This is a genomic window from Pseudobacillus sp. FSL P4-0506, assembly GCF_038003025.1.
GTDB lineage: Bacteria > Bacillota > Bacilli > Bacillales > Domibacillaceae > Pseudobacillus.
Genome location: NZ_JBBOOI010000001.1, coordinates 39,622 through 58,504 on the forward strand (window position 1 = coordinate 39,622; position 18,883 = coordinate 58,504).

Here is an 18,883-nt window from a genome sequence, read left to right on the forward strand (position 1 = left end):
TAGAAGGTGAACTAGATGTTTCAAGATATCTCGCTGCCTGATTTATTGGCCTCACAGGAAAAAGAGACACATACACTGGTTGATGTTCGTTCTCCAAAAGAATTTAATGAAGCCACCATCCCGGGCAGCATCAACATTCCTATTTTTAACGATGAGGAACGCGCAGAAGTTGGAACCATATATAAACAGCAAGGGGTGGAAGCAGCAAAAGAAAGAGGACTGCAAATTTTTTCACAAAAGCTCCCCGCATTTATTGCTGAATTTAAACAAATTAAAACGCCTATGACTGTATTTTGCTGGCGCGGAGGAATGCGCAGCAAAACGGCCGCCACTGTTCTTGAATTAATGGGCATCCGTGCTAACCGTTTGATGGGAGGTATCCGCACCTATCGTCAATGGGTCGTCCAGGAACTAGAAAACCAGCAATTCAAACCGAAGCTATTCGTGCTAAATGGATACACTGGCTCGGGGAAAACTGCTATCTTGCAACGGTTATCGAAACATGGTTATCCTGTCATTGATCTTGAAAAAATGGCCGGTCATCGCGGGTCAATTTTTGGACAAATCGGCCTTGAGCCAAGCAACCAGAAAAAATTCGACTCCCTTCTTATCAGTGAAATCCGGCGTTATCAGGATGAACCCTTTGTTTTCATTGAAGGAGAAAGCAAACGAATTGGAAAAGTATATTTGCCTCCTTTTTTGAATGAGAAAAAAGAAAACAGCCTTCAGCTGTTTCTTCATCTGCCTGTCGAAGAAAGAGTGCGAAATATTTTAGAAGATTATCAGCCCTGGGAATATCCACATCATTTCGAGGAAGCCTTTCAACTAATTAAAAAGCGCATTCACACACCTATCGCCAAGCAGATTGAAGAAGCGCTAGAAAGCCATGATTTTGCTTTGGCCATTAAACTTTTGCTTGAATATTATTATGATCCTAAATATGAATATTCAACTAAGCATTACCCTGATAAGCAAAGGATTACTATTGAAGCTGCAACTACAGATGACGCTTTTCAAAAAATCCTGCAAATGGTTAAAGTATCAAATCAGCATAGCAACTAAATCCTTATCTATCAAAAGCAGCTTTTATAAAAGCTGCTTTTTGTGTTTCTTCGTTCAAATGACACCCCTCCTCCTAAAACCGAAGAACTATTATCAATCTCATTTATAGATCTATTTACCCATCATCTCATTATTTACACAGTTCTTTTATGCACTCAAGGTTAAATTATTCAAAAATTCATAAAAATTATCTTTTTCTAATATACATGTTCACTATCCATTCAACGGATTTATCGTTTATTTAAACAAATTAAGCCTATGAGCTAATAAATACCACTAATTGGCGCGAAAATTGCAAATGTTTAAAGCGAAGAAATTTTGAAAGCAGCTATCAAAAGGAGGGACTAATGTATGATGAAACGCCCACCTTGAAGCCTCTCTGTAGTTCTGAGTATCCAATAAATGAAAGCGTTTCAAGTTGTTGAATGACACCTTGAGAACAAAAGGGAGAGTTGATATATGTCAGGAAATCATACACTTAAACGTTCACTTGGACTTTGGGCGATTGTTGGTCTCGGGCTCGGTTATATGACTCCAACGGTTGTCTTCGATACGTTCGGCATCGTATCGAAAGAAACAAATGGAGTGGTTCCACTTGCCTACATTGCGGCCCTAGTAGTTATGTTATTTACGGCTATTAGTTACGGAAAAATGGTCCAAGTATTTCCAAGCGCAGGGTCTGCTTATACGTACACAAGAGAAACAATGAACCCTCACCTCGGCTTTTTAGTCGGCTGGTCGTCATTATTGGATTATTTGCTGCTTCCCATGATCAATGCACTAATTATCCGTCTTTATATGGAATCTGTTTTTCCGGATGTTCCTTCATGGATTTGGGTTGTCGGTTACGTAATTATCATCACTGCTATCAACATGTGGGGCATGGGAAAAACATCCAGTCTCAATTCTATTCTCGTTGTATTTGAGGTAGTCTTAATCGCGGCATTTCTATTCCTTGCATTTAAACAATTATCTAACGGTATGGGGCAAGGAACTATTTTCACAACCGAACCATTGTTTCATTCCAATATACATTTAACTGCTATTTTGACAGGGGCCACAGTCGTTTGTTTTTCATTTATCGGTTTTGATGCGGTGACGATGTATACAGAAGAGGCCGTTGACCAGAAGATCATGCCTAAAGCGATTATGCTGACAGTTCTGATTGGCGGAGGAATCTTTTTTGTTTGTAGTTATTTTGCACAGGCTCTTTTCCCGGATTTGTCTGGCTTTAAAGTAACAGACGATACCTTGCCGGAAATCGGATTATTTGTCGGTGGATCTATCTTTAAGCTCTTTTTCTTATCAGGAGCTTTTGCTGCTACTGTCGCTTCCGGACTCGCATCTCATGCCAGTGTTTCCCGCCTTTTATACGTAATGGGCCGGAATGGCGTACTGCCGCGCAGACTGTTCGGCTACGTTCACCCCAAATTTCGAACACCTGCCTTTAATGTCATATTAGTCGGAGCCGTTTCATTGCTCGCCATCGCGCCAAGTCTAGAATTAATCTCAGCGGTCATCAATTTCGGTGCACTAATCGCCTTCACATTTGTGAATTTGTCTGTTATTGCTTACTTTGTGTTCCGGAAAAAAAGATATAAAACAGCAAAGGATATTTTTTCTTTCCTAATTATGCCTCTTATCGGAGCTGGCTTAACAGGGATTTTATGGTATCATTTGCACATCGATGCCCTTGTAGCTGGACTTGTTTGGGTAGCCATCGGCATCGTTTATATGCTAGCTCTGGCAAAGTTCTCTAAAAATAAACTATCCGATCTAAATATGGAAGAAGAGAAGGACTCATCCGCTTCACTGTAAAATAAAAGTGAATACAACAAGAAAAGCCGCAGGATAGAAGTCCACCTTTCCTGCGGCTGCTTACTTTCTATCGCCCTTCTTGAGCTGTCTGTTCTTGGGCGATCTGCGGGGAACGGGCACGCTTGAAAGACACTGCTGTTGCTGACACGATCATTGTCACAAAAATCATTAATAGCAATTGTCCCATATTTCCACTTATATTTCCTGAATCCCCGCCAAAGACAATCGTGTAATAGCCATCGGCTGCATAAGTCGCCGGAAGAAATCCTCCAAGGCTACTATACCCATTGGCCAGTACCGCCTTTGGCACAATGACGCCAGAAGTGACTAATTGGAGAGATAACGCCAAAATATTAAATACCATTCCCCCGTTGCCGAACAAGAATACAAACATTTGGGCAAAAGATAGAAAAGCCCAAAATACTAAAGCTTGGAAAAGGTAGATGGCTATGAGTGAATGTTCACCACCAATCTTAAAAATAACCATTAACCCTACTGTTAGAATAACTAGCAAGAAGGATACAGCAATGTTCATGATCTGCCTTGAGAAAAAAAGTTCCCACTTCCCGAAAGAGCTCTTTAACTTTTGTGCTGCATTTTGCAGCTGCATCGTCAGCACCATCGCGCCTACAAATGATGAAAGCACAATCATCATCGGTACCATTGTAGCAGCGAATCCTTTTGCTTTATTTGTTTTTACAATAGAGCTTTTGACAGGCTCATCCTTTACTTGTTTAAGCAGCTCTGTAACCGACTGGCTAACAGCTTCAGCTGACTTTCCAGCAGGCATCATATGAGTAATCTGCTGTTGAAAAGCTCCAGATAACTCGCTCTTTTGGACTAAAAATAAGCTGTTATTCACCTGGCTGGTTACCTGACTAGCTGTGCTTTCCATCATAGACTTCGCCATACTTGCATTTGCTTGATTAATCCAATAAACGACATTTCCAGTGCTTCCAGATTGAATATCTTCACTAAGTGTCTTAGGTATTTGAATAATCATATCAATATGACGCTTATTCATATCCACTCTTGCCTTCGCCAGTGATTCATACTTTTCTAGTTTAAACGGCAGAGCCCTCGCTAAGTTTTGTTCGACGGTTCTTCCAACTCTTGTGTCTTCATTGACAATCCCGATCTGTAAGTTTTCAATCCGTTCATCTACTCCATCATAAGCAGTCATCCACACACAGAAAAAGATAATCTGAAAAGCTGCTGCTGCTAAAATACCAACAAAGGTTTCCGGTTGCCGAAAAAAATATTTAAGTGCATTCATTTTTATCCCCCTGTAAGCAAGTACATACTTGCATATTATTTAAAATTTTTTCTAGGGGGTGATCCCCCTAGAAAAAATATGTACACTGTTTTTTAAATAGTTTTCGATGGATAAAGACGATACTTTTGAGCCAAGCCTTGCCTTTGATAAAAAGAAGCCGAAATTCATATAGATGAACTGTAGAGCCGCTGATTCAATATCTGGACAGTCCACCTTCCCTTTTTCCTCCATTGCTTGAAAATAATCCATCATAACTTTCTTTAATTCTAATGGAATATTGGCGATCTCTTCATCTACTTCCGGAAAAAGCCCCGCTTCCTTAAACCCTATCAATACAAAGTCTTGAATGGAAACTAAATAATCCATATAAGCTTTTGACAGTAAATATAGATCCTCTTCCAACTCCCAGACGACTTTTTCGCGGATCGCTTTAGATAAAAGCGGCACATAAGAAAACCTTTGGACAGCAGATTCTAATATACTCTTCTTGCTGCCAAAGTGACGGAAGATGGTCACTTCATTCACACCGGCTTTTTCAGCGATGGCTTTTGTCGTCGTTGCTTTGTAGCCCTTTTCTCGCACAAGCTCAATGGTTGCATTAATAATTTTATCTGCAGTTTCCTGAGTTGCCATGACATTCACTTCCTCCAAAATGCAAGTATCCACTTGCAATACCTATTATAGCTATCTTTTTATAAATGTCAATATTCGTATCCAGTCTCTTCTTTCTTTCTTCAAATGCGGCTTCTCCGTGACCAAATAACAACTGGGATAAGCAAGAAAGAAAGAAGACCGCCGGTTATCGAAAGAGTGGCATAGCTTGAATGAGCAGCAATCACTCCTGAAAGTCCTCCACCTGCTGCTCCTGATAAAGCGATTAACACATCAACCGTCCCTTGTGTCTTCGCCCGTGTAGACGGGTGAGTAGCATCAACAATAAGCGCTGTCCCGCTAATCAGCCCAAAATTCCAACCAAGCCCCAGCAAAGCAAGTGCAGTAATCAACAGAAACATTGAATTAGCAGGTGCTAGAGCTGCCAATCCTCCAGCTGCAAGCAGAGTAATGCCAGAAGCAATCGCCATAGCCATGCGTCCAACCTTATCAACAAGAAGACCGGTCACAAGAGAGGGAAGGTACATGGCACCAACATGAATACCAATCACAAGCCCCACCTCATTTAATCCATGTCCGTGGTGACGCATATGGACTGGCGTCATGGTCATAATTGCCACCATCACTATTTGCGTTAAGACCATGACTGTTGCCCCCACAATAACTCCTCGACTATTGGCAGCAGGTACAGCGGCCTTTTTAGCCGAAATATCAGGTTCATTCATTATGCGCCTTTCTTCAATAGCTCTTGCCACAACAAAAGGATCGGGGCGCAGCAAGAAAAGAAGCACCAAACCGGCAAGAATGTAGGCTGCCGCCGCCAGAATAAATGGTCCAGATAATGCAGGAACACCAATAGATGTAGCAAATCGCCCTGTAACACCAACCAGATTTGGGCCTGCCACCGCACCGAGTGTCGTAGACACCATTGCCATACTCACCGCTGTTGCCCGCTGTGTAGAACTGGCTAAATCCGTACCGGCATAGCGCGCTTGCAAGTTTGTGGCAGTCCCGGCTCCATAGACGAACAACGAAATAAAAAGCAGGATAACATTGCTTGTTACCGCCGATATAACGACTCCAATGGCACCAATGCCGCCCGCTAAGAATCCTGCTCCAAGCCCTAAACGGCGTCCAAATCGCTGAGAAAGCCGGCCTACAAACAGAGCGGCACCAGCAGAGCCAAGAGTAAACAACGCTGTCGGCACTCCGGCAAAACTATCTGTTCCTAACATACTTTGGGCGAGAAGAGCGCCAACAGTGATTCCCGCTGCAAGCCCTGCCCCGCCAAAAATTTGTGAAAGAATGACAATCATTAACGTCCGCCGGTAGAGCTGGTGCTGCTTCTCGGGTGAATCAATATAGCTGTCCCATCGCCCCTCCTGATTAACTCTAGCAACCGCCCCCTCAGTTTTATGCTCCATTCCCTCGCCCTCTTTTCTTTGTGTAAGTTTTTCTGTCTGCCTTATCCCCTTGAACAATTGACAGGATATCTATTAAAAAGAGCCGTCATCAATAATTTCAGGAAAAAATTAAACAATTATTGTTGCGACTCGCCTTTCTCATTCATTTAAGTTATGTGTTAATTAATGATTGCATCAGGTAGTTAAGCTATCCTTGATATTTAGAGTATCAGAATCTTTAGTGGAAATCACAATTATTTGGGACACATAATTTTCACACACATATTACCAAAAATGGAAGATAAGAAGCTATACTGATTCTATATACATAAAAGAAAGCGAATTCAAATGGCAAAAAAGTATCTACAGCCACATGAAATTTAGGGGGTTTGAAATGTCTACCTATTCATTAATTGATTTAAGCAGTACAGCGTTATATATTTCTTTTCTCATCTATTTAGTTGCTATTGTGCCGTGGGGATTATCAGTAAAATCAAAAAAGAAGATTTTTTCTCAAATCGGGCTTTTACTAACAATAACTGGATTTCTCTTGCAGCTAGTATATTTTGCGAGTAGATGGTATGCTTCCGGACACGCTCCTGTAAGCAACCTTTATGAATTTATGACTTTCTTTGGAATCATGTTGGTGGGCAGTTTCTTAATCATGTATTATATATACCGCCAGAGTGTAATAGGTCTCTTTGTTCTTCCCATATCTTTGCTGGTCCTTGGTTATGCAAATGCTTTTTCAAAAGAAGTTTCTCCTCTGATTCCGGCTCTCCAAAGCAAATGGCTAACGATACATGTCATTACCGTTGCTTTTTCTAGTGCCGTTTTATCCATATCATTTATTACAGGATTAATTTTTTTATTGAAAACTGTTGATCCACACCGAAAAAGCAAGCAAACATTTTTTTTAGAATTAATTATGTATTTTTTAACAGTCGTTTTAGGATTTATCATTATTACGACGTCCTTTAATGTAACAGATTATACCAAGAGCTTGCGATTCGAGAACCAACAGCAACAAGTGGAGGTCTATCAATACCAGTTGCCCGCTATCACTGTTCCTAAAGGATCGGTTGTTATAGAGTCACCAAATAGCACAAAAGTTCTTAATCATAAAAATGGTCTCATTGAAATACCGGTTTTTATAGATGCTAAAAAATTAAACGCAATTCTTTGGTCATTTTTCACTGGGACCCTAATTTATGCACTCATCCGCTTAACAACTAAACGCAAAATCACTTCTTTGTTAAAGCCCTTTTCACAAAGAGTAAATATTGACTTGATGGATGAGGTTACCTACAGGTCAGTGGTTATTGGCTTTCCTTTATTTGCTCTTGGCGGCTTGATATTCGCCATGATTTGGGCCCAAATGGCCTGGAGCCGGTTTTGGGGCTGGGATCCAAAAGAAGTATGGGCACTTATCACTTTTTTATTTTATGCTGCTTTGCTTCACCTGAGAATTGGCAAGGGATGGGAAGGTGAAAGGACGGCCTGGATGGCTATCATAGGCTTTGGAATTATTATTTTCAATCAAGTATTTGTTAATTTAATCATCTCTGGATTGCATTCTTACGCATAATGACAGCTCACCCCGGCCAAGTAATGAATTGGACGGGGTTATTTTTTATCGGCACAACCTTTTGGATAAACCATTCATTAATCAATTCCATGATCGCTTCTTTCGATGAAGGAAAGTGAAAGAAGCGCATCTCGAAAGGCAGATCAGGCTTTAGCATGTCAGAAAACAAGTCGATATCCCCTCTCTCACCTCAACCCACTTTCTGTTAAAATATACGCATATTGGAGGGAGATTTGTATGGAAGAGATTCACTTCGGTCTGTTAACTTTTTTAATGGTAGCGGGCTTTGCTGCTGCTTTTATTGATTCTGTAGTTGGAGGCGGCGGGCTCATTTCCATTCCTGCTTTACTATTTACCGGGCTTCTCCCATCTATCGCCTTAGGAACGAACAAACTGGCCGCCACGATGGGCGCCTTAACAAGCACCATTTCTTTCTTGCGTTCAGGAAAGGTCAAGAAGCAATTGGTTCTGAAGCTACTTCCTTTGTCGATCATAGGATCTGGAATAGGTGTTTATATAGTTCAGCTTATCCCATCAGAATTTTTAAAACCACTCATCTTAATACTCTTAATTCTAGTAACGATCTATACGCTGTTCAAAAAAGATTGGGGAGTGGAATCCACTTTTACAAAGCTGTCCTTTAAAATGACGCTATTTATTATTTTTGCGGCATTCATTATTGGGTTTTATGATGGGTTTCTAGGCGCGGGAACGGGTTCATTCCTTCTCTTTGCTTTTTTAATTTTGGGATTTGATTTTGTTGAAGCAGCCGGGAATGCAAAAGTATTAAACTTCGGGAGTAACTTGGCTGCACTCATTACATTTATTTTATTTGGTTCCGTTCATTTCGCTTATGGAATACCTATGGGCATAGCGATGATCATAGGAGCACTCGCAGGGTCAAGAGTAGCCATTAGAAGCGGTGCTGCCTATGTTAAAGTACTATTTATCGGGATGACGGTTATATTAATCGGCAAAAGCATTTGGGATTATCTGCACGCTCACCTGCTTTCTTAATATGGAAAGGATGAGGGACTATACACATACTTAAGGCCTTTCTGCTTAATTTGTGTCTCTTTTCATCACGCTTGTATGCTTTATAATTAAGTTACCTACGTTACTTGAAAGGATGATGGGCAATGATGGTAAGGGATTTTTTGCAGTTGCCAGTGGCAAAGGATTTTTCTGTGGTAGCCGGCCGTAATGCATTGCGCAATGTCATTCAGACTGTCGAAATTTTAGACTTTGAATTTGCTGCAGGTATTCAGCAAGTAAGGGATACGATCTTCAACCCCCATAGCCTCGTACTCAGCAGCTTGTTATTTGCTAATCAAAATCCCGGATGTTTGATTGACACGGTGAGAAAACTGATTGACTTAAAGGTAAGTGCCTTAGCCTATAAGCCAGTCGTTTTTAAAGATCTACCCGATGATGTTCTAGCTTTTGCAAATGAACAAAACTTCCCCATTTTGCGCTTCGGCGGAGATGAGTTTTTTGAGGACATCATTCTAGAAGTGGTGAACCATATAAAGAAAAGTGATCATGCGCTCTTTTTAGAAAATATGATGCGCTGCCTCATTGAAGAGGAGGTAGCAGCTGATCAAATACAGACCTTTCTACAGCAACTAAATAAATCATTCGACGACTATGCGTTTGCGGCGAATATTCATATGAAACAGACGGATAGCGACGAATGGATGTCTGCCTTTTCCCGCCTGGATTCTTTTTTAAAATCGGGCATTGTTTCTACATACAAACAAAGTGTGCTCGTCATTTTTACAGACAGAAACAAGCAGCTGCAATTTGAAAACATACTAAAGGAATGGATGGGGCTCTATGCGATTCCATCAGATGCATTAACAATTGGTTACAGTCAGGCTCACCTTACGCAGACCGGGCTCCACCTAGCCGTCAAAGAAGCTTACTATGCCCGTATTATTGCCGAAATTGAGAGCCGTCCTGTTTGCCATTATAAGCAGCTGGCGTCTGTTCGGCTGTTGATTGAGCTTTATCGAAAAGATGGGCAATTCGCGGACAATTATGTAAAAACGTACTTGGGAGCGCTGCTGGAGAAAGAATCAGACCGGGACTTACTAAATACTGCGATCACCTTTGTGATAAAAAAAGGGAATGTAAAAGAAGTAGCTTCCGTCCATCACTGTCACCCCAACACGATTCGTTACCGTCTGGCGAAAATACGCCAATTAATAGACCCTGTTAGCAACGATCTCGTTTTTTATGAAAATTTATCTTCAGCAGTGACATTATACTTGCTGCTCCAAACGATCGAAGAAAAGACTGTAACATTGGAATCCGTCCAAAAATAAACTCAAAAATTTAGAAAAACACTTAAATCATTGTATCCCTTCTCATGATATCCTTATTTTAGTCAGGAGGAGAAGAGATGAAACAATATATAGGGGACGGAATGCTGCTAATTACAGCAGTTATTTGGGGAAGCGGATTTGTTGTCACTGCCATGGCACTCGAATATTTAAACGCTTATCAAGTAATGGCAGGAAGATTTACTTTAGCTACACTCATCCTTGCACTGCTGTTTGGATATAAATTTAAAAAATTCACTAAATCGGTCCTATGGAAAGGAGCCGTTTTAGGAACCATTTTATATATTGCCTTTGCTTTACAGACAGTCGGTTTGCAATACACTACCCCTTCGAAAAATGCCTTTTTAACAGCCGTCAATGTTGTGGTGGTACCGCTTATTGCTTATCTCATTTACAAGCGCAAGCTTGATCGATATGAGGTAGCCGGCTCAATCATGGCTCTTGTAGGGATCGGTTTTTTATCATTGCAAGGTTCCATGACCATCAATATAGGTGATACATTGTCGCTTGTGTGCGCCTTTGCCTTTGCCTTTGATATTTTTTATACGAATCTTTTTGTTCAAAAAGAGGATGCCATTTCACTGACAATGATGCAATTCATCACAGCTACGCTGATTAGCATAGTTGTTGTCTTCATTCGAGGCGACATACCAACAACCATTGAGAAAGAAGCGCTATACTCAATTGGATATTTAGCGGTTTTTTCAACAGCGATTGCCTATCTTTTTCAAAATATTGCCCATCAGTATGCCACAGCTACAAAGGCAGCCATTATCCTATCGACAGAGTCATTTTTCGGTATGCTGTTATCTGTTTTAATTTTACATGAAGTATTAACGGCACGGATGGTAATAGGAGCTGTACTAATTATGACAGCGATCTTAATTGCTGAGGTAAAACCAGCCTTCCCTAAAAAACACGTTGTAAAGAACGTGCGTTAGCGACAAATGAGGTAGCTTATAAAGTATAAAAGGAGGAGAGTTGTTTCCAACAACTCTCCTCCTTTTTTTATCTGCTTATTGGAATTTTTGTTTCAATATTCTCTTCCACCCTATTTTCCTTATCCGAAGTAAGTGTAAGGAAAGCTAAACAACAAACAATGCCAAAGGCAACGAGCAGCCAGACGACTCCGTCATAGGAACCGTTAAAAAGATCAATCATAAAGCCGATTGATATCGGAGCAACAAAACCGGCTACCTGCATACCAAGGTTAATCATTCCGACAGCTGATCCACCCACCGCCTCTGGCAGGCGCTTGATCGGCAAGCTAAAAATAACAACTGATAGCACCCCCGCGAACATAGGCAATATCGATTGATAGATCACTAACCCTGTAATCGTCTGGGCATTGAACATTAAATACACCATCACTGCAATTCCTATTCCAGCAACAGCTCCAAACCATTTTTCATTGCCAGACTTGACTCTATCCAGTACATAACCAGCTAGAAGAAAGAAACCAAATCCCGTGACAGCAGGAATCATTTGTAAGATACCTAAAGCCCGCAAATTAAGCCCTCGTTCATTTACCAAATAAGTCGGCACCCACGAGGCAGTTCCCCAGCTAATAAAACCGTAGGCAAAAGAGGCTATCATTAAGCTCCATACAATAGGATTTTTCAACAACACTTTAAATACACCTTTTACCGGAGGCTCGGCTTGTTCAGCCATTGATGGTGAGCTCTCCTGGTGCGGACGCTCTCTTTTCGGCTTTAAGTAATACCAATACAACAAGCCGATTAAAGAGCCGCACACCCCAATGACCACGAACATCATCCGCCAGCCAATTTGAAGAAGCATCGTTGTAGCTAATAAAGGCGCGGCAACACCTGCAATCGTCAGTGCGGAAAGATAAAAAGACATCGCCCGAGATCTTTGCTCTTGAGGAATGGTGGAAGAAATTAATTTTGCCCCTGCAGGGAAAAAACTGCCTTCTGCCAAGCCAAAAATAAAGCGAATGGCAATGAGCGAAGCAAGCGACCAAGCTAATCCTGTCAAGCCAGTGAACAGGGAAAAACCAACGATGGAAAGGAAAAGTATTAATTTAGCACCAAATCGATCAGCTAACCATCCACCGGGAAGCTGCATAATCGCATATCCCAAGAAGAAAATACTTAATATCAATCCTGTTGAAGAAGCGTTCAATTGCAAATCCTTGGAGATGTGTACAATTCCATAATTAATAAGAAAGCGATCCAGACCAGAGATCAAATTACCCATAAATAGCAAAAATATGATCATTTTTGGATTAAGACCATATGTGGATCCGTTCAAATGGATTCCCCCTAAAGTTTATTGGTCCGTAAATAGCTTCAGCATACTGTAAATTGCCCTTAGTCCCTATCTTGCCATGAGAATCAATTTTTTGAGCCATCAGCCTTTTAATAGCCGGTTTAGGAAGTTTTTATCGCTTCATGTCCATAAACTGGTTGTCCGGCAATATAAGTAGCGAGGATGGAAACGTCTTTAATTTCCTCTGGGTGGATTGCTGTAGGGTCTGCCTCCAGCACAGCAAAATCAGCCTGCTTTCCAATCTCAATACTTCCTAAAACGCTTTCAGCAAAGTTTAGCTGGGCTCCGTAAATAGTCATGGCTTTTAACGCTGTGATGACATCAATGCGTTGCTCAGGTCCGAGAATACTGCCGTCCTTTTTCAAACGGTTCACTGCTGCCCACACAGAAAATAACGGTGAAATAGGCGTAATCGGGCAATCAGAATGAAGCGTAAACAACAAGTTGAACTTAATAGCTTCCGCTAACGGACTGATACGTCTTGCTCGCTCTGGTCCTAAAAAGATTTTTTCATGGCGGTCTCCCCAATAATAGACATGGTTAATGAAAAACGAACCAGCTATCCCAAGCTCCCTCATTTTTGCTAAATCCTCTGATGTAGCGGTCTGGACATGTTCAATGCGGTGCCGATGATCGCCGTGAGGATGCTTAGATAAAGCATATTCATATGCCTCTACTATCGAACCAATAGCGCGGTCCCCATTTCCGTGGGTCGCAATCCGAAAGCCGCGCTGATGAAGATCGGCCACCTCTTCATTAAAGGCTTCCTGTGGATGAATCAAACCACCAGTAACATCAGGATTCTGATAATATGGCTGTCGCAAAGCTCCCGTCAACCCCTGAATAGAGCCATCCTGAAACAATTTCGCACTATCAAGTCTGGCCATGCCGCCAGAGCGCTCCCTAATTTCTCTGTCCAGTTCAGCAGCCGAATATCCCTCGAACATGCCTCCTTTACGAAGAAGGTGATGCATAATCAGCAATTGCGTGCGCATAGGGTTTACCCCTTTTTCTGCCGCCTTTAAATGAGCTTCAAAATCATCCTTTCCGAAGATGGCTGCATCTGAATTCGTTGTAATTCCTTGTGCTACGTAGTCCTTTGCCGCTTCGCCTAATGCATTGACCATATCATCTACAGTCAGTTTAGGCATCTGATTCATAACTGGCTGCATGGCAGCTGATTCATACAGCACTCCATTCAAGCGGCCTTTCTCATCTCGTCCATAGTGTCCGCCTTGTGGATCAGAAATCGTGTCCGTTAAACCACCTATTTGCAAAGCCAGTGAGTTGACTGCAGCCAGGTGCCCGGAGGTGTGTGTAATGTAAACAGGATGATGAGGAGCCGCTTGATCTAAATCCTTTCTAGTAATATGACGCTTTTCCAGAAGAAGAGTGTCGTCATAGCCATATCCTTGAATCCATTCTCCGGCCGGTATTTCTTTGGCTTTCTCTCGAATAACCTCCACTATATCGTTTATTGTCCGGTTAGGCGGCGTGCCACAGTTCAACTGGTTTTTCATTTGTCCGTATGCCAAAATATGATTATGGGTGTCGATAAATCCCGGAATAAGCGTGGCTCCTCTTAAATCCACCACATCTGTTTGGGCTGTTATTTCCAATTCACTTTTTGAAGGTTCCTTCTCTTTCCAAATGCCAACAATCCTGCCTTCTGATACTGCGACGGAGCCAGCCCGATGATTTTTGCTGTCTAATGTTAGTACATTGGCGTTTTTAAATAAAAGATCGACTTTGCTCATTTGTCATCCTCATTTCTTATATGGATTTGAATATTTTACGGCAGACTCTACAGACACGGCCAACAAGCTTTCCCTCCTAGTTATTTGATCCTGCTTGATGAATTTTCAATACATTTAAGTTATTAAAATTTTAACGTCTAAATTTTGAATATTCAATAAATTTTTACCGTAAATTTATCTGACTACCTCATAACTATTATCGGGAATCTTAATGAATGGCAGAGAAAATGAGAACGCCAAAAGAATGGATTGGCATATAGTATTTTTTATTGGCTTTCAATAAAATATATCTTACCAACTCCTTCTAACTCTTCTCTAAAAAGGCATCAAAAGTACACATTGCCGGGAAACTTCTCTTGAGTTTTCCAACTAAATCTGCCTCATCAGTAGTTACAATGACAACGGTCGTATCAAAAAAACCAAATTCAATTCTTGCTTCTTTAAGCGGAGACTTGTAATTTCTGCTCCAATAGTAACTGTTATCGTTAATAGAAGGAAATTCATTCACTTCATCTATATTAAAATCAAGGCTAACACAGGTAATGACTCCGAATATTAATAGAATGTTATATTCTTGAATAATAGAATAGAGTTCACTTCCTGTTAACACTACGAGATCCCCTTCAAGCTCTGGTAATGTAACCTCCTTCTCTTCATGAAAAATGTAGCCTTCAATATCAGTAAAAACCCAATTAAAGTCTTTAACTTCCTCACCAAAAACAGATAATACTTCGTCAACATAAAAAGGATACGAACCTTCGAAACTCTCTATACAAACTCTCATTTCTTCCCCCTGTTCTCTCCAAAAGAATGGATTTTTTAAGTTCAATCATATATATAAGAGCTGAACGAACCCGCTAACAGCGAATATGGCAGGCAGCCAATAGGATAAAGGCTCCTTGGCTATTGCAGTCTAGACCTCTAAAGTACACAAAGTAAGACTGGTGTCCCACCTTCCTCCTCCTTCACCTTAGCCGCATATTCAAATCTAAAGTTGCCCATATTATCGTACAAAGTATCGTAAATTCTAAAGTGCTCGCTAAAATTAGCTTTTAAATATCATTCTGCTTCCTTGCTTCTTCTTTGGCATTATTCAGCTTCATACTTACAATGATTTTCACTGCAAGCGGACGCTTTCCGTTACAATCGGCAATTGAAAAAAACAGCATGCCTCTTTAACAGAGCCCATTATTTAAGAAAGCAATAAAGCTTTTTCGGGCTTGTTCTTTCTTTATTATTATTGAAATTTGTAAATATCGTCCAGCCTCTCCACAAAATTACTATAAACTATTTGATACTGGTGATCATTTAATTTAGACAGTATTCTATAATTAGACGATAAAAATGAATGTAAGCAGAGGACTGATTACGTGTTTAAATACAATGTTTGTTTTTTTAAAAGTCATGATAGGATCTTAATGTTAAACCGCAAAAAGCCGCCTATCATGGGCGTGTGGAACGGTGTTGGCGGTAAATATGAAGCGGGTGAAACAGAGGATGAGGGTGCCATTCGCGAGGTGTTTGAGGAGACTAGCTTCAAAGTAAATCAATATTATTCAAAAGGGATTATTACCTGGGATACGAGTGATCGAAAAAAAGATGGATTATACGTGTACTTATTTGAAGTGGATCCCGCATTAGGAAATGAACCAATAAAAAAACAAGAGAAGGCATTCTCGATTGGAAACACATCGATTGGATAATGAACCCTGACAATTTAGGGATTGCTGAAATGATCAATCAGTATTTGCCTGTTCTATTAGCCGAAGAAGGCGATTATTTATTCGAATATAAAGATGGCAGGGTAACAGTCATAGAGTAAGAAGATTTATTTAAATGTTTCCCATTCAACCACTTGATTGAATGTTTGACTTTTACAGAAAGGAAGATGATTTTATGAGGACAGAAGAATGGGACCTAACGAACTTTAAGCTGCTTCCTTCAGCTAAACCTCCAATGTTTCACGGAAATACGGTCAGAAAGACGGTCACAGACCACCTTTGGAGGAAAAAATTGCGCCCGGCAGTATTGGAGCAGCAAGGAAAAAAATGCTCGATTTGTGGATGGGTCCCTGCGGCCGGGAAGGAAATGAGGCACCTTCATCTTCACGAGATAGAAGAATACGATTTTGCAAATAAGGTGTGCCATCTCATAGATATCCAACTTATTTGCAGAAAGTGCCACTCATTTCAACACATTATGAGAACTCAATTAGTTTCGACACAGGAGCAATGGGATGACTTGATGCAGCACTTCATAGAAGTAAACGGCTGCTCTCCTGACATCGCAGATCACTTTGATCTTATCATCGCAAGAGCATTACAGCTTGAGGGCTGGCTGAGATTACTTCCTTTGCAGGAAACAATGGGATTAACCCCAAATCCGGTCCGGTATACGATTCATCCCCATCTCCCCTTTGCTGAAGAATTAACCAAACAAATAGAAAAAAAGGGGCTTCTCTATCAACCTGGACTGCAGGGTTAATTGGGCGAGCTCAGAGAAATCAAAAAGCCGGCCTATAAAATCCAGCTCAAGCAAACTGCTATGAACAGTTAAAGATGCTTCTCCTATTAAATTTGGCTAAATTGAATTTCATCGATTATTTGAGCAATCTTTTGCTCTCCTTCTAGGGCCCAATTCGTTTTCCGATGTATTGGCGCATCCTTGTCATCCGGACTTTGGAATTGATCCAACCCGGTGGATGCAAGCGCCGGGCTTTCATCATCATCTAAGCCAATATTGGCGATATGCTTAATGACAAAAGGTGTTTTGAAGACGAGCAAGGCATCATCTTCATCCAGCATGCCCGACTCTACATCGAATGGCAGGCGCAAGTAAATCGATTCTCCCCCATCACTATACAAGGTCGTATCAAACATTCCATGATCAAATTCCCAGTTCCCGCCAATGACGAGCCCATGATGTTCGAATAAGCTACATACTTCTCCGTATAATGCCCTCTTTCCTTCCAATTCCGTTTCAAGTTTAATCATTTTGATCTCTCCTCTGCTGTTATTGATTTCCATTTACCCGCATAGAAATGTTTCAAAACTGCATGAATAGAGGAGAGATAATTGCTCCTATGAAGCGTAGAAGGTTTCGCTTTCCCTAGCTTAACTCCTTTAATCGTTTATTTAATAGTTCTGCTTGTATTAGCGCTTGCTGATCTTGTAAGATATCACCCGGCCGGTTGCCTTCTCCTAAAATATAGGTAGAAAAATGCATATTTAAGAAATCAAACGTATATTGGAATTGCTGGATAAGAGGCAGTCCTTTAATTTTTGGTTCATCACCGCCGACAGCTAGAACGATGGCTTCTACAGATTGTAAATGTTCAGTGAACTGCGGAAACCGTTCATCCCGGATGGCCTGACTGAGCCGATCAACCATATTTTTCATGATCCCCGACATAGTGTACCAGTAGATAGGCGTAGAAAAGATAACGATGTCACTTTCTAAGAAAGCGTTGATGATGATGTCATAATCATCTTCTACTGATTGAAAGCCGCCCTCCGCGTGACGCAAATCGTGAATCGGTTGAATAAATAAATCCTTTAAATAAATTTTTTGATGTTTGATATCTTTCGTTACTAAATCTGCAAGACGTTCACTATTGCTTTCTTTTCTAGAACTGCCTATAAATGTTGTAATATTCATTGATTTCATTCCTTTCTGTATTGCCTTCTCTTCTTTAACGTCTATCAACTACGTAGTATTTCTCATGAGAAATCTTTAAGATGACATCTGGAAACCTTACACTGAAATTGGTTGTGTTCGTATGCATCATAAACGAACACAGCCAATTTAGGTCTATACTATATGACTCATCATGTGTAAAGAACATCAGTTAAATGAGTTTGCCAGTTTTCTCTTACGATAACTGTCCTTTAATCATCGTAATGCAGTCTCCACTCAATTCCACTGTGTCTCCTTGGATTGTCAGCTTTATTCCGCCCCCGCGCTTTGAGTCTTGATAGGCAATAAATTTCTCTTGGTTTAGGCGGCTGCGCCAATAGGATGCCAAGGCACAATGGGCAGAGCCAGTCACATAATCTTCATCGATTCCTATCTTGGGGGCAAAATACCTTGATACAAAATCGTATGTATCTGCTCCTCGGCTAGTAATGATGAGGCCTGATCCTTCTAACTCTTTCACCGCTTCTATATTAGGTATGGTGTTGTGAACCATGTCTTGACTTTCCAGCTCTAAAATATAACGATCTTCTGCCCAGGCAGCTTCTTTTATAGGAAAATTAATAGCCCGCTGCAATTGAGCGGTTGCCTCTACATAAGCGGATTCTTTTATAGGAAATCTTAAACTAATTTGTTGCTCTAATCGCTCTGTTTGCAGGAGACCCGACTTTGTGTCAAACGTAATAACCTCGTCCGGAGAAGAAAAGCCCTCGCTCCACAGAATGTGCGCGGCTCCTAATGTCCCGTGCCCGCACAAATCAATTTCTTTAGCCGGTGTGAACCATCTAAGTTGATAGGTATCACTGTCCCCTTTTGTAATAAAAGTGGTGATCGGCTGATTTAACTCTCTCGCAAATAATTTCATCCATTGTTCCGCTCGCTCTTCTCTCAAGAAAACGATGGCTGCAGGATTTCCTTTAAACGCTTCTTTAGTAAAAGCATTGATCAAATAGAACTGATTTTTCATATACAGTCCCCCTAAATATATTAATTCTCAAAGTCTTCACAGAAAGCGAGTAATAAATCAGGATGTTTCT

Annotated in this window: 18 protein-coding genes; 8 read left to right on the plus strand and 10 right to left on the minus strand. The window is 40.9% G+C overall.

Annotated features, from left to right (window positions below):
• Positions 1 to 15 precede the first annotated feature (15 nt).
• On the plus strand, positions 16 to 1,062 hold the full coding sequence (gene mnmH / locus MKZ02_RS00150; RefSeq protein WP_340851261.1) for a tRNA 2-selenouridine(34) synthase MnmH: 1,047 nt from the start codon (positions 16 to 18) through the stop codon (positions 1,060 to 1,062).
• Between the two features lie 459 nt (positions 1,063 to 1,521).
• Positions 1,522 to 2,880 carry an APC family permease gene (locus tag MKZ02_RS00155; RefSeq protein ID WP_340851262.1) on the plus strand — a complete coding sequence of 453 codons (1,359 nt, stop codon included), beginning with the start codon at positions 1,522 to 1,524 and terminating at the stop codon, positions 2,878 to 2,880.
• Between the two features lie 67 nt (positions 2,881 to 2,947).
• Here the strand turns inward: MKZ02_RS00155 and MKZ02_RS00160 are convergent, their stop codons facing one another.
• The 3 genes from MKZ02_RS00160 to MKZ02_RS00170 all read right to left on the minus strand — a co-directional run bounded on the left by MKZ02_RS00160 (position 2,948) and on the right by MKZ02_RS00170 (position 6,192).
• Positions 2,948 to 4,156: a YhgE/Pip domain-containing protein gene (locus MKZ02_RS00160; protein WP_120036145.1), complete on the minus strand. Its 1,209-nt coding sequence runs from the start codon at positions 4,154 to 4,156 to the stop codon at positions 2,948 to 2,950.
• A 51-nt stretch (positions 4,157 to 4,207) separates the two neighbouring features.
• A complete protein-coding gene (locus tag MKZ02_RS00165) occupies positions 4,208 to 4,789 on the minus strand; it encodes a TetR/AcrR family transcriptional regulator (protein WP_120036144.1) in 582 nt (193 codons plus the stop codon).
• 101 nt (positions 4,790 to 4,890) lie between these two features.
• A complete protein-coding gene (locus tag MKZ02_RS00170; RefSeq protein ID WP_340851263.1) occupies positions 4,891 to 6,192 on the minus strand; it encodes an MFS transporter in 1,302 nt (433 codons plus the stop codon).
• A 373-nt stretch (positions 6,193 to 6,565) separates the two neighbouring features.
• Here MKZ02_RS00170 and ccsB point away from each other — a divergent pair, with 373 nt between their 5' ends.
• Positions 6,566 to 7,759: a c-type cytochrome biogenesis protein CcsB gene (gene ccsB / locus MKZ02_RS00175; RefSeq protein ID WP_340851264.1), complete on the plus strand. Its 1,194-nt coding sequence runs from the start codon at positions 6,566 to 6,568 to the stop codon at positions 7,757 to 7,759.
• Positions 7,760 to 7,766: 7 nt separating this feature from the next.
• Here the strand turns inward: ccsB and MKZ02_RS00180 are convergent, their stop codons facing one another.
• The gene (locus MKZ02_RS00180; protein WP_340851266.1) at positions 7,767 to 7,928 is read right to left on the minus strand and encodes a hypothetical protein; all 162 of its coding nucleotides are present in this window, start codon (positions 7,926 to 7,928) and stop codon (positions 7,767 to 7,769) included.
• A gap of 68 nt (positions 7,929 to 7,996) precedes the next feature.
• Here MKZ02_RS00180 and MKZ02_RS00185 point away from each other — a divergent pair, with 68 nt between their 5' ends.
• The 3 genes from MKZ02_RS00185 (at position 7,997) to MKZ02_RS00195 (ending at position 11,045) form a co-directional block, all read left to right on the plus strand.
• Positions 7,997 to 8,776: a sulfite exporter TauE/SafE family protein gene (locus tag MKZ02_RS00185; RefSeq protein ID WP_340851267.1), complete on the plus strand. Its 780-nt coding sequence runs from the start codon at positions 7,997 to 7,999 to the stop codon at positions 8,774 to 8,776.
• 122 nt (positions 8,777 to 8,898) lie between these two features.
• Complete coding sequence (locus MKZ02_RS00190) at positions 8,899 to 10,086, plus strand: PucR family transcriptional regulator (protein ID WP_340851268.1); 1,188 nt, start codon at positions 8,899 to 8,901, stop codon at positions 10,084 to 10,086.
• 77 nt (positions 10,087 to 10,163) lie between these two features.
• Positions 10,164 to 11,045 (plus strand): DMT family transporter, encoded by an 882-nt coding sequence (locus MKZ02_RS00195; protein ID WP_120036139.1) that lies wholly within the window; start codon positions 10,164 to 10,166, stop codon positions 11,043 to 11,045.
• A 67-nt stretch (positions 11,046 to 11,112) separates the two neighbouring features.
• Here the strand turns inward: MKZ02_RS00195 and MKZ02_RS00200 are convergent, their stop codons facing one another.
• The 3 genes from MKZ02_RS00200 to MKZ02_RS00210 form a co-directional block, all read right to left on the minus strand.
• A complete protein-coding gene (locus tag MKZ02_RS00200; protein ID WP_340851270.1) occupies positions 11,113 to 12,378 on the minus strand; it encodes an MFS transporter in 1,266 nt (421 codons plus the stop codon).
• 119 nt (positions 12,379 to 12,497) lie between these two features.
• Entirely contained in the window at positions 12,498 to 14,153 is a 1,656-nt protein-coding gene (locus tag MKZ02_RS00205) for an amidohydrolase (protein ID WP_340851271.1), read from the minus strand.
• A 304-nt stretch (positions 14,154 to 14,457) separates the two neighbouring features.
• A complete protein-coding gene (locus tag MKZ02_RS00210) occupies positions 14,458 to 14,937 on the minus strand; it encodes a hypothetical protein (protein ID WP_120036136.1) in 480 nt (159 codons plus the stop codon).
• A 634-nt stretch (positions 14,938 to 15,571) separates the two neighbouring features.
• Here MKZ02_RS00210 and MKZ02_RS00215 point away from each other — a divergent pair.
• Both MKZ02_RS00215 and MKZ02_RS00220 read left to right on the plus strand, forming a co-directional pair.
• On the plus strand, positions 15,572 to 15,856 hold the full coding sequence (locus MKZ02_RS00215; protein WP_259455685.1) for an NUDIX domain-containing protein: 285 nt from the start codon (positions 15,572 to 15,574) through the stop codon (positions 15,854 to 15,856).
• A 193-nt stretch (positions 15,857 to 16,049) separates the two neighbouring features.
• Positions 16,050 to 16,637, plus strand: a complete 588-nt coding sequence (locus tag MKZ02_RS00220; RefSeq protein ID WP_120036135.1) for a hypothetical protein — start codon at positions 16,050 to 16,052, stop codon at positions 16,635 to 16,637.
• Between the two features lie 86 nt (positions 16,638 to 16,723).
• On the opposite strand, the gene MKZ02_RS00225 is transcribed toward MKZ02_RS00220, so the two are convergent.
• From MKZ02_RS00225 to MKZ02_RS00235, 3 genes are all read right to left on the minus strand, one after another.
• Positions 16,724 to 17,146 (minus strand): YugN family protein, encoded by a 423-nt coding sequence (locus MKZ02_RS00225; RefSeq protein ID WP_120036134.1) that lies wholly within the window; start codon positions 17,144 to 17,146, stop codon positions 16,724 to 16,726.
• A 115-nt stretch (positions 17,147 to 17,261) separates the two neighbouring features.
• Complete coding sequence (locus tag MKZ02_RS00230; RefSeq protein ID WP_120036133.1) at positions 17,262 to 17,810, minus strand: flavodoxin family protein; 549 nt, start codon at positions 17,808 to 17,810, stop codon at positions 17,262 to 17,264.
• Positions 17,811 to 18,024: 214 nt separating this feature from the next.
• Positions 18,025 to 18,813, minus strand: a complete 789-nt coding sequence (locus MKZ02_RS00235; RefSeq protein ID WP_340851277.1) for a PhzF family phenazine biosynthesis protein — start codon at positions 18,811 to 18,813, stop codon at positions 18,025 to 18,027.
• Positions 18,814 to 18,883 lie beyond the last annotated feature (70 nt).